This is a genomic window from Aestuariibaculum scopimerae (genome assembly GCF_059428085.1).
Window position 1 is genome coordinate 3,351,784 of the sequence record NZ_CM182089.1, and the last position, 13,785, is coordinate 3,365,568.

Below are 13,785 nucleotides of genomic sequence, written 5' to 3' on the forward strand. Positions count from 1 at the left end.
ACAATGAAACATACCATATATAAATATTTACTCATAGTCATTACTTTATTCTTAGCTGCTTGTGGCAATAAAGATGGGCACTCACATTCTCATGGTGAAGCTAACCAAACAAATCAAGGTAAGGAACAACATAAAACAGGACAAGTAACACTTACAAAGCAACAGTTTGAAGCTTTAAAAATGCATATTGATACACTTTCTCAACGACAGATGAGTGGTTATGTTAAAGCCAATGGTACTTTAGAAGTACCGCCGCAAAATGAAGCTTCCATTACAACAATGGTGGGAGCCAATGTAACATCTATTAACGTTATAGAAGGGGACAAGGTGGATAAGGGACAAGTGGTAGCTTATCTATCCCATCCAAACATCATAGCCTTACAAACAGATTATTTAAATGCTTACAGCAACAGTGAGTTTTTAAAAAAGAATTTTGAGCGTCAGAATAAATTGTATGATGCAGGTGTGGGGTCTGGTGCCAATTTTCAAAAGGCAGAAGCAGCGTATAACGCATCAATAGCTTTGGCAAATGGTCTGGCTGCTCAATTAAAAATATTGAATATCAATACGGCCTCGGTTCGTAATGGCACTATTGCTCAACAGACTGCATTACGCAGCCCCATAGAAGGTTATGTGCAAAAGGTAAAAGTGAAAACAGGACAGTATGTTGAACCACAAACCGAATTGTTTGCAATTGTAAATACACATCACGTTCATGCTGATTTAATGGTGTTTGAAAAAGATGTTTATAAAGTAAAAAAGGATCAAAAAGTAACTTTTAATGTTCAATCCATACCGGGAAAAGAACTTACTGCAGTAATTTATTCTGTGGGGAAAACTTTTGAAGACAATCCCAAAGCAGTGCATGTACATGCCGAAATAGAGAACAAAAAAGGAAGTTTAATTCCTGGAATGTACATTCAAGGTAGAATACAAATTGAAAACACGAAAGTTAATGCGCTGCCCGAAAGTGCTATAATAAAGGATGGAAACAAATTTTATGTTTTTTTAGCTGAACAAAAGGATGAAGATTGGAATTTTAGACCAGTAGAAGTGTTCTTAGGAGAAAAAGATGATAATTGGGTTGCCATAAAATTTGTTGAGACATTAAATGGCAATCCTAAATTTGCTTATAATAATGCTTATTATTTAATTGCTGAAATGAAAAAAGGAGAGGCAGAGCACGTGCATTAGTGCTAACAAGCCTACTACTCGCTCGAGAAGTAGGGTACTTACCACTAGGTGAGTACCCTACTCGTCGAGAGGTGAGTAGCCTATTCGCCTATAGGGGAGTGATCTACTTATTGTTTTTCAACAATTTCCACTTCAAATAATTTATCCCACCGCTTACCGGTTACAAACAATGTTTTTGTTTCTGGGTTGTAGGCAATACCGTTTAGAACATCTAAGCCTTCATGTTGTGTAACTAATTTTTTAAGTGGCGAAAAATCTATCACACCAACTACAGCGCCATTTTTGGGGTTAATAATAGCAACACCGTCTTTTTGATACCTATTGGCATAAATATATCCATTAACCCATTCCATTTCATTAATGCCAATTATTTTGCCTTTATTGGTATATACTTGTATAAAGCTTTCTTCTTCAAGGGTTTTGGTGTTTAGTAGCCATATTTTTTCAGTACCATCACTTTTATAAATGGCTTCATTGTTGTTGCATAATCCCCAGCCTTCTTTACTGTTTTCATATTTAAAGCTTCCTGTTCTTTCAAATGTATCAACATTATAAGTAAAGCCGGTTCCAGACTTCCAAGTAAGTTGATAAATAGTATTATTGATAATAGTAAGACCCTCACCAAAATATTCATCAGCTAAGTTTATGTTTTTAACTACTTCACCCGTTTTATAGTTTAGCATTCGTAATTTAGATTCTTTGTATTGCCCTGTGCTTTCATATAAATTTCCATCGTGAAACTCTAAACCTTGTGTGTACGATGTAATATCGTGCGGGTACTTATTAATAATATTGTAAGAATAAATTTTGGGAGACTCATTGTTTAAAATAGTTATGGATGTAGTAACAACTTGTTTTTCGTTATTAAAATATACCGTTGCTTCTATGGTTTGTTTGCCTAATTTAAAATCTTGTAACGGTATGCTTTTACCAATTTTAAGCCCGTCTATTTTGTAGGTTACAGAATCTATGTTGTAACCTTTTTTATTTTCCATAGAGAGCAAGAGCGTTTCATTACTTGAAATATCCCCTTTTTTTGCATTTGTGTTTATTGAAAAGCCTTTTTTATTTTGGCCATTATTGGAACCACACGTACTTATAAGAGTACTTAAGAATATGATTGTTAAGTAATTAATTATTTTCATGAGTAAAACTAAATTTCAAGCAAGATATTTATTAAAAATCAGTTTAAAAAATCATTGTGAAAATTTTAAAAGATCGTATCTTTGCACTTGGCAAGTCCTACACAACCAGCTCCTGTTGAATCCTCCAGGGCGGGAACGCAGCAAAGGTAAACGGTTGTAGCGGTGTGATGTAGGTAGCTTGCCTTTTTTTGTACCCTATAGGCAAATAAAAGGCATGTTTTTTCTACGATTCTCAAATTCATTGTTAATTTTACGGTATCAATTATAAATTGAAATATGTCTAAAGTTGTTTTAATTACTGGAGGGTCTTCAGGTATTGGGAAATCGGTTGGGGATTACCTCACGGATCATGGGTTTATAGTTTATGGTACTAGTAGAAGCCCTGAAAAGCATACAAATTCTAAATTTCCTATTTTAGAACTGGATGTTAAAAAGACTGAAACCATAACAAACACGGTTGACTATATTATAGACCAACAAGGGCGCTTGGATGTTGTTGTTAATAATGCTGGAGCAGGAATTACTGGACCTATAGAAGAAATACCTGAAGTGGAAATTAAAGCGAATTTTGATACTAATTTTTTCGGCCCCATTAATGTTATTAAAGCAGTGCTACCTCAAATGCGAAAACAAAAGGAGGGCTTAATAATAAACATTACATCTATTGCTGGCTATATGGGGTTGCCTTATAGGGGCATATATAGTGCCAGTAAAGGTGCACTTGAACTAATTACCGAGGCTTTTAGAATGGAACTCAAGGATTTTAATATTAATATGACAAACATTGCTCCTGGTGATTTTGCTACTAATATTGCCGCGGGCAGGTATCATGCACCACTACTTAAAGAGTCTCCTTATGCTAGGCCTTATGGTGACACTTTGAGTTTAATGAATGCACATGTTGATAGTGGGAGTGACCCTAATATGATGGCCAAAGCAGTTTTAAAAATTATCAATACTAAACGGCCCAAAATTCATTATAAAGTAGGAGCCTTTATGCAGAAGTTTTCAATTGTACTTAAATGTGTTTTACCAGATAGGATATATGAAAAGTTATTGCTAAACCACTATAAGTTATAGGTTATGCCTATTAATAGCCCCCAAGAGCTGTTCTTCAAAATTAATTGAGAAAATATTGGTATTGCTGTTTACTATCTTGTGGTTTTGGTCTATTACTATTGTTTTTGTCATAGGTTGAATAGCCAACACCTCCATAGACTCCTTAGGGTTTTTAAATTGGTATTCATTAGCAAAAGCAAACCTATTATTTATTAATGATTCTCTAGATTTTTCTAAGCCAAAATCATCGACATTTATAACAATAAACTTAACTTCTGGGTATTTTTCTTTTAGTTCTTTAAGCTTATAATGACTTTCCTTAAAGTGGTCATAATATATATGAGACCAAAAGCAGATAACCGTTGGAGAATTGATTAGGCTATTTAATTCGTATTCTGAACCATTATAATCAACCACCTTAACATTTGGAAGGTCGTATCCTTTTTGCAGGTTGTTTAATGACGATGCAAAACGTTTCATTAAAGTTTTATTGGCGTCATTGGTACTTTTACTTAAATAGGAATCCAGAATAGCATTATTGTTTTTAGCATCAGTGCTTTTGGATAAATAATTCAATGCAAAATGGTATAGTAATTCGTTTTTTATATTAGTGTTGCTTACAAGGCTATCGATCAATTTTAATCTATCTAAATTATAGCAAAGGGATTGTCTTATAAATGATTTGCTTTCACTATGCTTTAAATGATCATAAAGCGACAAGTTATTAATGCTATGCCTTAAGAAAGAATTGTAATAATGATAGTCTTTAAAAAAATCGTTATTATAATTAACATCTTTCCTGTAGTTGTAGAAGTGACTTGGAATGGATTCTAAAATATCAGCTTTGTTACTGCCATAGTGCACAAATGGATACACTTCCTTACTAGAATAGTAATTATAATTTATGTTGGCCAGAGCAATTTCTTCAAAAAGTTTACTTGTATGGTATTTGCTTTTAAAGTTCTTGAATTTTTGAAGCTTTAAGGTTTTTATGGAATCTACTCTGTTTTCATAAGATACAGGGTTGAGTTGGCAGTACTTAAAAATCTTTCTTTCCTGCGTTTCATTTTCTAAAAACTCATTGATTAAATAATTGTTTTTTTTATCGCCATTACCTGTAAACACCAGCGATTCGTCAAACTCCAGAGTATTCAGTCTAAAAAGAATGCTATCTGTAGGTTCTAATAAAACCATTTGAATTTCACCTCCGTGATGAAAAGTGTAAAGACCAGATTTTAGATTTTCAATTTTATAAAGGAATCTATTTCTCCCATCAAGTTTGATGGTATCTAATACGGTGTCTGCTTTAGATATAACAACAAAATCGTTGTTCGGATTAATAATTTCGCCTCCTAAATAGGCATAATTATAATCCACTTGCTTGCTGTCTTTTTTGCAGCCAAGCAAAGTAAGCACTAATAGTATAACTAAAGAATATAGTTTCATAAACCCCTCGTCAATGTTCTACAGCTATATACTGCAGTTGTAAATTAATATACAAAAATATATCTTGTATTTATAAAGTGCTGTTAATGCGCTGTTAAATGTTGTGTTTAGGGCAATTCACTAAATTGAGTACTAGACTTAAAATAAGCTTGCTAAGTTTCGACTTATGACTTGAATTTTCTACTTTTGCAGCAAAATAAAAAAAGCTATATGTTATCAGTATCTAATTTATCCGTACAATTTGGCAAACGAATTTTGTTTGATGAAGTAAGTACAACATTTACAACAGGAAACTGTTATGGGGTTATAGGGGCCAATGGTGCGGGGAAATCCACTTTTTTAAAGATTATATCAGGTAAACAGGAGCCAACCTCAGGACAGGTGCATTTAGAGCCCGGTAAGCGTATGTCTGTTTTAGAACAGGATCATAACTTGTATGATGAGCATACAGTTTTAGATACGGTTTTAATGGGTAATAAACCTCTGTATAATATTAAAACTGAAATAGATGCTTTGTATGCAGATTATTCTGATGAAAATGCCGATAGAATAGGGGAACTTCAAGTACAGTTTGAAGAAATGAATGGCTGGAATGCCGATAGTGATGCAGCAGCTATGCTATCCAATTTAGATATTAAGGAGGAATTTCATTATACATTGATGAAAGACTTGGATGGAAAACAAAAAGTACGTGTACTTTTAGCTCAGGCTTTGTTTGGAAATCCGGATGTACTTATTATGGATGAGCCTACTAACGATTTAGATTATGAAACCATTTCATGGCTAGAGAATTTCTTGGCAAATTATGACAACTGTGTTATTGTAGTATCGCATGACCGCCACTTTTTAGATGCAGTATGCACACATATATCGGATATTGATTTTGGGAAAATAAACCATTATTCCGGTAACTATTCGTTTTGGTATGAGTCGTCACAATTAGCAGCTCGGCAACGCTCACAGCAAAATAAAAAAGCAGAAGAGAAGAAAAAAGAATTGGAAGAGTTTATTCGTCGTTTCTCTGCAAACGTAGCGAAAAGTAAGCAGGCTACCAGTAGAAAGAAAATGATTGATAAGCTAAATATTGCCGATATAAAACCTACCAGTCGTCGCTATCCTGCCATTATTTTTGAACGCGATCGCGAAGCTGGTGATCAAATATTGAATATTAACGGATTAGCTTCATCAATAGATGGCGAGGTTTTGTTTAAAAATATTGATTTAAACTTGGCAAAAGGTGATAAGGTAGTTGTGTTTTCAAAAGATTCGAGAGCTACAACAGCGTTTTATCAAATATTAAACAACAAACAAAAACCTGATGCTGGAAAGTTTTCTTGGGGAATTACCACAACGCAATCTTACCTTCCTTTAGACAACAGTGAGTTTTTCAATAATAGTTTAACTTTGGTAGATTGGTTGCGTCAATGGGCTACTACTGAAGAAGAGCGTGAAGAGGTCTATATCCGTGGTTTTTTAGGTAAAATGATTTTTAGTGGGGAAGAGGCCCTTAAAAAATCTAATGTACTTTCTGGGGGCGAAAAAGTGCGTTGTATGTTAAGCAGAATGATGATGGTACGTGCCAATGTTTTGATGCTGGATGAACCTACAAACCATTTAGATTTAGAAAGTATTACAGCGTTTAACAACTCTTTAACCAATTTTAAAGGAACTGTTTTATTTACTACACACGATCATGAATTTGCGCAAACGGTAGCAAATAGGGTGGTAGAATTAACGCCTAGTGGTGTGATTGATAGATATACTACATTTGACGAGTATATGCAGGATCCTAAAATAAAGGAACAACGCAATAAGATGTATGCTGTAACAGCGTAGTAGTTTTGTATTAAGAAGTCAGTTCTTCAATGATGGCCTTGGCCTTATCAATCTCATCCTTGTGGACATATATTTCTTGAAAACCAGGAAGAATACCACCACCAAAACCTGCCAGTCTTGCTGATTCGGTAGGGTCTTTTACAATAGCGTTAATATCAATATCTTTTAATTCTGTTACAATACGTTGCGCCATGATGGCATCTCCAGTAAATATTTTTAAATAGTTTGAGTCTTTCATAGCCTTGTTTGTTTAGAAGTCCTTTAATAAAATTACAAATTTTATCATTAGTAAACAAGCGCTTTTACTTGTTACATATGATAATAATCAGTTAATAGCAATTTGGTTTTGTGTACTTTTATTTAAATCATTTTGTTTTGAAACATTTAGAGTACACGTTTTTAATCTTAGCTTTAGTTGCTGAAGTTATTGGAACGGTTGGCGGATTTGGATCCTCTGTGTTTTTTGTACCAGTTGCTAACTTCTATTTTAATTTTCAAACGGTTTTAGGAATTACTGCTTTGTTCCATGTAGCCAGCAATTTGAGTAAAATAGCACTTTTTAAAAAGGGAATAGACAAAAAGCTTGTTCTTTATATTGGAGTGCCAGCAGTATTGTTTGTTATTATAGGTGGCTATATAAGTAAATTTTTGAATGTCACATTTCTTGAAATCGTATTAGGCGTATTTCTGGTAGCTCTAAGTTTATTATTCTTAATCCACAAGAATTTAAAAATTTCACCTAATAAAAAGGAAGCGGTTTTAGGAGGTACATTGTCTGGGTTCATTGCTGGTATTTTAGGGACGGGTGGTGCCATTAGAGGACTAACAATGGCTGCATTTAATCTTGAAAAAAGTGTTTTTATTGCCACATCTGCTATTATAGATTTTGGAGTTGATTTTAGCAGGACCTTGGTTTATATCTACAATGGTTATATAACAAAGGACATTCTTATTTATATTCCTTTTTTGGTACTTATTGGCATATTGGGCACTTATATTGGCAAACTACTTTTAAATAAGATATCACAAGAGTGGTTTAAGAAAATCTCTTTGTTTTTAATACTTGGTATTGGCATAATTACCATTTTAAAAAGCTTATTTTAAACACAGTAAGTCGTTTAAAATAAGCTTTTTTATTGGTTAGTTGTAAACTGATTGCTTTATCGTAATTCTGCCCCTAATTGTGTTTTAAATTGGGTTTGTAACTTGCCCATAATCTTATCGATCTGCTTGTCTGTTAGGGTTTTGTTTTCGTCTTGTAACGTAAAACTTACCGCATAGCTTTTTTTGCCTGCTGGCAGATTTTTACCCTGATAAACATCAAATAGGCTAATGTTTTTTAATAATTGTTTTTCTGTTGTTTTGGCAATTTTGTAAATAGACTCAAAAGTTACATGCTTGTCAAGCAATAAGGCAAAGTCCCTACGTACTTCTGGGTATTTAGGTATGGCCTTAAATGTTATTTTGTTTCTTTTAACGATCTCTAAAATAGCGTCCCAATAAAAGTTGGCAAATAAAACTTCTTGGGTGATGTCAAATTGCTTTAAAATGGACTTCTTAACGGGACCAAAATCAACCAATTTAATGTTACCTAGGCTTAAATTAACACCCTCACTAAATAAATCATTTTCTACTGGGCTTTCATTATGTCTAGAAATACCTAAGCGTTCCAATACACTTTCAACATACCCTTTAATATAAAAGAAGTTGCTTTTGTCATGAGCGGTATTCCAATTTTCTTGGGTTTTATTTCCAGTTATAAATACAGATAAATGTTTATATTCTTCTCGCTTAGTATCATACCCATGATAGGTTTTTCCAAATTCGAATAGTTTTAAATCAGAACGCTTTCTGTTAATATTGAATGAAACAGCTTCTAACCCAGAAAATAAAAGTGATTGCCTTAACACAGATAGCTCTTTACTTAGAGGGTTTAGCATAGTAATATTGTGCGTTTCGCTCAATTGCTTACTCAGTGCAGCATAATTAGGTGTTGTTAATGAGTTAGAGAGTATTTCATAAAACCCTTGAGAAGCCAATTGGTTGCCAATAATATTTTGAACCTTATGGTCTTCAAATCGTGTCGAATTTGAAACGGAAGCATTTAACTTATCGGTGGTTTTAACATTGTTGTAGCCATAAATCCTTAAAATTTCTTCAATAACATCAGCTTCTCGCTGTACATCATTTCTATATGCAGGTACAGTTAAGCCCAACCCAGCTTCGGTTACATTATTTACTTTAATCTCCAAGGATGTTAAAATGCGTTTTATGGTTTCTTTTGGAATTTCTTCACCTATCAACTTTTTAGCATTTTCAAAACTCATGCGTACTTGAAAATCCTCAATCTTATTTGGATATACATCAATAATATCACAAGTTACTTCACCTCCAGCTATTTCCTGAATAAGTAAGGTGGCACGTTTTAACGCATATTCAGTAATATTAGGATCAATACCGCGTTCAAATCTAAAAGAAGCATCTGTGTTTAACCCGTGTCGTTTTGCAGATTTACGAATGCTAACAGGGTTGAAATAAGCACTTTCTAAAAAGATACTTGTAGTTTTTTCGGTAACTCCAGAGTCTAAGCCCCCAAGTACACCAGCAATACACATAGGGTTTTCAGCATTACAAATCATTAAATCGTCTTCGTGCAATTCGCGCTCTATACCATCTAATGTTATAAACTTTGTGCCCTTTGGCAAGGTTTTAACGTTGATTTTATTTCCTGAAATTTTTGCAGCATCAAATGCATGAAGTGGTTGTCCAAGTTCATGGAGCACATAATTGGTAGCATCAACAATGTTGTTTATAGGATTTAGACCAATAGCTTTTAAGCGATGTTGTAGCCAAGCTGGGGATGTTCCAACTTTTAAACCTGAAATGGTAATGCCGCAATATCTAGGTGCCAATTCTTTATTTTCTACTTCAACGTCAATTTTAAGGGTGCGGTTATCTGTATGGAAAGCACTAACAGATGGTGTTATAAGCTCTAAGTTGATGTCTTTTTGAACTAAACCTGCTTTTAAATCGCGAGCAGTTCCTAAATGGCTCATGGCATCAGCACGATTGGGTGTTAACCCTATTTCGAATATTTGATCATTTTCAATTTCAAAAATATCGGCACATGGTGTACCTATTTTTGTGTCATTGTCCAAAACCAATATACCGTCATGTGATTTACCTAAACCAAGTTCATCTTCAGCACAAATCATCCCATGGCTTTCTTCGCCTCTAATCTTTCCTTTTTTAATTACCCAGGCTTCACCTGTTTCAGTATATAAAGTGGTTCCAATGGTAGCTACGGGAACCTTTTGTCCAACAGCAACATTTGGCGCACCACATACAATTTGTAGTGGTAATTCGGCACCTATATTAACAGTGGTTATTTTTAACTTATCGGCATTTGGGTGTTTTGTACAAGTAAGAACCTCGCCAACAATTACACCTTCTAGTCCGCCTTTAACCGATTGGTATGTATCTATACCTTCAACTTCAAGCCCTAAATCTGTTAGCAGTTCCCCCGTCTGCTCTGGCGTCCAATCCGTCTTAATAAATTGCTTTAACCAATTATATGAAATCTTCATAAATCATTTACTGTTTGAGTGTGCAAACCTACATATTTTTTTTCATTTTTCCTTTTGAAAATGTTGTTGAAAGTGCGGGTATTATTCGTTTGTTTCTAGATTAGCAATCATTAGGGAATAGTCGTACTGTAAATCTTCATGCAAAGTTGATACTATTTTTTTTACTAATTCTAATTGCCTGGAGTAGATGTTTACTAAGGTAACATTTCGCTTTATGCTAGGTTTAAAATCTTTCAACTTCTGGCAAAAATAGATTAACAATTCTACTTCGGTTTCTTTTTTCAAAGAATAGCGCGCAAATTTTTTAATGTTTCTCAATATTTTGCGAATGCTTTTTTTGATGTAGAAATAACTATTAATGTTAATAAGTTGGAACTGTTCATCAATATATTGTTTAACAGTTTGTATATATTGATCTTCGTCGTGCGATTCAAAGATTAGATAGGAGAGTAGTTCTTTGCTATCTTTCTTAAACTTTGCCAGACGCAAACAAATTTCAACTAATTCATCATTAGATTTGTGGTTTAATTCTTTTTTTATATCTGCAATAGAAGCTGCTTTCAATAGGTTTTTATTTTTTCAATCCATCTATGGCATATTTTCCAGCGCCTGTAAAAAACAGTGCTAAAAATCCGATCATGTAAAGTAGCGCCTTTTCTTTGGTACCTATGGGATCGCTAATATGTATAACAAATGCTGCAACACCCATGGTTATAATAGTGGGTATGGTAGCCAACTTTGTTTTGTACCCAATTAATACTAAAATGGGCGCTATAACTTCGCCTACTAAGGTTAGTACCAATGAGGTTGTTTCTCCAAGTCCAATGGGATCGGCAAATTTTATAGGGGTGGCCATTAGTAATTTAAATTTTGGTATGCCATGTGTTAGCAACAATCCAGACAAACCAATTCTAAGTATCAATAATCCTAAATCTGTAGCATTTTTTATCATAATATAGTAAGTTAAAATATGTTATCTAAGTTTTGGGTAGTCTTCAGGGCTTAATTCATGCATAACTGCGTAAACAGCCTCAAAAATATCCTCGGCTGATGGTTTGGAAAAATAGTCCCCATCATTCCCGTATGCAGGCCTGTGGTCTTTTGCAGTAAGTGTTTTAGGTTGGCTATCTAAATATTCATAGGCATTTTGAATATTTAAAATTTCGTTTAGAATATATGCTGAAGCCCCATTTGGAACATCTTCATCAATAATCATAACACGATTTGTTTTTTGAATACTCTTAAGGATATCGTGATTTAAATCAAATGGCAATAAAGATTGTACATCAATCACTTCGGCATCAATGCCTACTGTTAATAATTCTTTAGCAACTTCTTCTACAATACGAAGTGTAGACCCATAGGACACCAATGTAATATCGGTACCTTCTTTTAAAGTTTCAACGACACCAATAGGTGTTTTAATGTCACCCAAGTTGTTAGGCATTTTCTCTTTAAGCCTATAGCCATTCAAACATTCTACTACTATGGCAGGGTCATCACCTTGCAAAAGTGTGTTGTAAAAGCCAGCAGCCTTGGTCATGTTTCTAGGTACTAGAACATTAATTCCCCTAACAAGGTTTACAATACCGCCCATTTGCGAGCCCGAGTGCCAAATACCCTCTAATCGATGCCCACGTGTTCGTATAATTAATGGGGCTTTTTGTTTGCCCTTTGTTCTGTAATGTAGTGTAGAAAGGTCATCACTAATAATCTGCAGTGCATATAATATATAATCCAGGTATTGTATTTCGGCAATAGGTCTTAATCCCCTTAGGGCCATACCAATACCTTGACCAATAATGGTTGCTTCTCTAATACCTGTATCGGCTACTCTTAACTCACCAAATTTATTTTGTAAGCCTTCTAAACCTTGGTTTACATCACCTATATTACCGGTGTCTTCACCAAAAATTAAGGCTTCGGGATATTTGGTGAAAATTTCTTCAAAATTATCACGTAGTATAATACGCCCATCTACTTGGGCTGTATTTTCAGAATAGGTTGGTTTAACCTCTTTGATAAGGATATTAGACCTTGATGTTTCGGAATATAGATGCGAACTAAATTTAGGCTGTGCATTTTCAATGGTCTTTGTTATCCAATCACTTAAAAGCTTCTTTTCGGGAAATGTTTCTCCTAGAGTATATCTTAAGGCTTTTCTAGCATGCGATAGTATGTCTTTTCTAGTAGCTTCTTCAATGTTTGCAAGATTGTCTTTAAGCTTTTTAATAAAAACACCATTAACACTTAACGATTCTATTTTTTGCAATAGGCTAAGCAGTTCTTGCTGTTCGTCTAAAATAGGTTTTAAAAAGGTGTTCCAAGCATTTCTTCTGGCGTCTTTTACTTCGCGTTTTATAAGCCTTTCAATTTCGGTAAGAGCTTCATGTGTGGTAATACCACTTTCAATAATCCATTCCCGCATTTTTGTATTGCAGTCATGCTGTGCTTCCCAATTTAGACGTTCGGAACTTTTATAGCGTTCGTGCGACCCTGATGTTGAGTGTCCTTGAGGTTGCGTAAGTTCGGTAACGTGTATTATAATAGGCACATGTTCTTCTCGTGCTATAGAAGCTGCTTCTTGGTAGGTTTCTACTAAGTTTGCATAATCCCATCCTTTAACGCGCAAAATTTCAAAGCCTTTTGCTTTCCCGGTTCGCTGAAACCCTTTTAGTATTTCTGATATATTCTCTTTTGTAGTTTGGTGTTTAGCATGCACTGAAATACCGTATTCGTCATCCCAGACACTTATTATTAAAGGAACTTGCAGTACGCCTGCAGCATTTACGGTTTCAAAAAACAAACCTTCACTGGTACTGGCGTTTCCAATGGTTCCCCAAGCAACCTCGTTTCCCTTTATTGAAAACTTAGCAGAATTAATATCTTTAACTTCCCTAAAAATTTTTGAAGCCTGTGCCAAGCCCAATAGGCGTGGCATTTGTCCTGCAGTAGGGGAGATATCTGCACTGGAATTATATTGTTTGGTTAAATCTTTCCAGCTACCATCACTATTTAGACTGTGTGTTGCAAAATGGCCACCCATTTGACGTCCTGCAGACATGGGCTCTAATGTTACATCGGTATTGGCATACAAACCTGCAAAGAATTGCTCCATTGTTAGTTCGCCAATGGCCATCATAAAGGTTTGATCTCTATAATAACCTGACCGCCAATCACCTTTAGCAAATGCTTTGGCCATAGCTAATTGCGGAACTTCTTTGCCGTCGCCAAAAATTCCAAACTTAGCTTTTCCCGTTAAAACCTCACGGCGACCTAACAAACTACACTCCCGACTTCTTACCGCAATTTTGTAGTCATTTAAAACTTCTGCTTTAAAATCTTCAAACGAGATATTGTCTTTTAACTCTGGAATAGTTTGCATAATTTATAAGTGCTTTAACTTCCGCAAAAGTAGTTAAAGTTTACGGTTTATGCAATTAAATTTTATTGTAAAACACTGCTTAATTTTTAAAAATATGGAATATAAAGACTTTTAATTATGTTTTTAATATTAA

General features: G+C 34.5%; 11 protein-coding genes and 1 other RNA gene. 5 read left to right on the plus strand and 7 right to left on the minus strand.

The features are described 5' to 3' along the window. Positions 1 to 3: 3 nt before the first annotated feature. Complete coding sequence (locus AC5SR4_RS14550) at positions 4 to 1,194, plus strand: efflux RND transporter periplasmic adaptor subunit (protein ID WP_495357004.1); 1,191 nt, start codon at positions 4 to 6, stop codon at positions 1,192 to 1,194. Positions 1,195 to 1,301: 107 nt separating this feature from the next. On the opposite strand, the gene AC5SR4_RS14555 is transcribed toward AC5SR4_RS14550, so the two are convergent. Continuing rightward, positions 1,302 to 2,339, minus strand: a complete 1,038-nt coding sequence (locus AC5SR4_RS14555) for a glutaminyl-peptide cyclotransferase (RefSeq protein WP_495357005.1) — start codon at positions 2,337 to 2,339, stop codon at positions 1,302 to 1,304. A gap of 88 nt (positions 2,340 to 2,427) precedes the next feature. Between AC5SR4_RS14555 and ffs the strand changes: the two genes are divergently transcribed. Then, an RNA gene (gene ffs, locus AC5SR4_RS14560) (signal recognition particle sRNA small type) lies at positions 2,428 to 2,526 on the plus strand. An 89-nt stretch (positions 2,527 to 2,615) separates the two neighbouring features. Next, on the plus strand, positions 2,616 to 3,419 hold the full coding sequence (locus AC5SR4_RS14565; RefSeq protein WP_495357006.1) for an SDR family oxidoreductase: 804 nt from the start codon (positions 2,616 to 2,618) through the stop codon (positions 3,417 to 3,419). Here the strand turns inward: AC5SR4_RS14565 and AC5SR4_RS14570 are convergent. Beyond that, positions 3,414 to 4,844 (minus strand): TlpA family protein disulfide reductase, encoded by a 1,431-nt coding sequence (locus tag AC5SR4_RS14570; protein WP_495357007.1) that lies wholly within the window; start codon positions 4,842 to 4,844, stop codon positions 3,414 to 3,416. The two genes, AC5SR4_RS14565 and AC5SR4_RS14570, sit on opposite strands and share 6 nt — an antisense overlap. A 210-nt stretch (positions 4,845 to 5,054) precedes the next feature. Between AC5SR4_RS14570 and AC5SR4_RS14575 the strand changes: the two genes are divergently transcribed. After that, positions 5,055 to 6,680 carry an ABC-F family ATP-binding cassette domain-containing protein gene (locus AC5SR4_RS14575; RefSeq protein WP_495357008.1) on the plus strand — a complete coding sequence of 542 codons (1,626 nt, stop codon included), beginning with the start codon at positions 5,055 to 5,057 and terminating at the stop codon, positions 6,678 to 6,680. 10 nt (positions 6,681 to 6,690) lie between these two features. On the opposite strand, the gene AC5SR4_RS14580 is transcribed toward AC5SR4_RS14575, so the two are convergent. Beyond that, entirely contained in the window at positions 6,691 to 6,918 is a 228-nt protein-coding gene (locus AC5SR4_RS14580; RefSeq protein ID WP_495357009.1) for a putative signal transducing protein, read from the minus strand. Between the two features lie 137 nt (positions 6,919 to 7,055). Here AC5SR4_RS14580 and AC5SR4_RS14585 point away from each other — a divergent pair, with 137 nt between their 5' ends. Further along, on the plus strand, positions 7,056 to 7,784 hold the full coding sequence (locus AC5SR4_RS14585; RefSeq protein WP_495357010.1) for a sulfite exporter TauE/SafE family protein: 729 nt from the start codon (positions 7,056 to 7,058) through the stop codon (positions 7,782 to 7,784). 56 nt (positions 7,785 to 7,840) lie between these two features. Here AC5SR4_RS14585 and pheT read toward each other — a convergent pair whose 3' ends face one another. The 4 genes from pheT to AC5SR4_RS14605 all read right to left on the minus strand — a co-directional run bounded on the left by pheT (position 7,841) and on the right by AC5SR4_RS14605 (position 13,652). Next, positions 7,841 to 10,267: a phenylalanine--tRNA ligase subunit beta gene (gene pheT / locus AC5SR4_RS14590; RefSeq protein ID WP_495357011.1), complete on the minus strand. Its 2,427-nt coding sequence runs from the start codon at positions 10,265 to 10,267 to the stop codon at positions 7,841 to 7,843. Between the two features lie 81 nt (positions 10,268 to 10,348). Beyond that, entirely contained in the window at positions 10,349 to 10,831 is a 483-nt protein-coding gene (locus AC5SR4_RS14595) for a hypothetical protein (protein ID WP_495357012.1), read from the minus strand. Between the two features lie 7 nt (positions 10,832 to 10,838). Beyond that, on the minus strand, positions 10,839 to 11,219 hold the full coding sequence (locus tag AC5SR4_RS14600; RefSeq protein WP_495357013.1) for a DoxX family protein: 381 nt from the start codon (positions 11,217 to 11,219) through the stop codon (positions 10,839 to 10,841). Positions 11,220 to 11,240: 21 nt separating this feature from the next. Next, entirely contained in the window at positions 11,241 to 13,652 is a 2,412-nt protein-coding gene (locus AC5SR4_RS14605; RefSeq protein ID WP_495357014.1) for an alpha-ketoacid dehydrogenase subunit alpha/beta, read from the minus strand. Positions 13,653 to 13,785 lie beyond the last annotated feature (133 nt).

Bases quoted from the DNA above. Each gene is read 5' to 3' on its own strand.
- AC5SR4_RS14550 (WP_495357004.1), top strand. From the start codon at position 4: ATGAAACATACCATATATAAATATTTACTCATAGTCATTACTTTATTC.
- AC5SR4_RS14555 (WP_495357005.1), bottom strand. From the start codon at position 2,339: ATGAAAATAATTAATTACTTAACAATCATATTCTTAAGTACTCTTATA.
- AC5SR4_RS14565 (WP_495357006.1), top strand. From the start codon at position 2,616: ATGTCTAAAGTTGTTTTAATTACTGGAGGGTCTTCAGGTATTGGGAAA.
- AC5SR4_RS14570 (WP_495357007.1), bottom strand. From the start codon at position 4,844: ATGAAACTATATTCTTTAGTTATACTATTAGTGCTTACTTTGCTTGGC.
- AC5SR4_RS14575 (WP_495357008.1), top strand. From the start codon at position 5,055: ATGTTATCAGTATCTAATTTATCCGTACAATTTGGCAAACGAATTTTG.
- AC5SR4_RS14580 (WP_495357009.1), bottom strand. From the start codon at position 6,918: ATGAAAGACTCAAACTATTTAAAAATATTTACTGGAGATGCCATCATG.
- pheT (WP_495357011.1), bottom strand. From the start codon at position 10,267: ATGAAGATTTCATATAATTGGTTAAAGCAATTTATTAAGACGGATTGG.
- AC5SR4_RS14600 (WP_495357013.1), bottom strand. From the start codon at position 11,219: ATGATAAAAAATGCTACAGATTTAGGATTATTGATACTTAGAATTGGT.
- AC5SR4_RS14605 (WP_495357014.1), bottom strand. From the start codon at position 13,652: ATGCAAACTATTCCAGAGTTAAAAGACAATATCTCGTTTGAAGATTTT.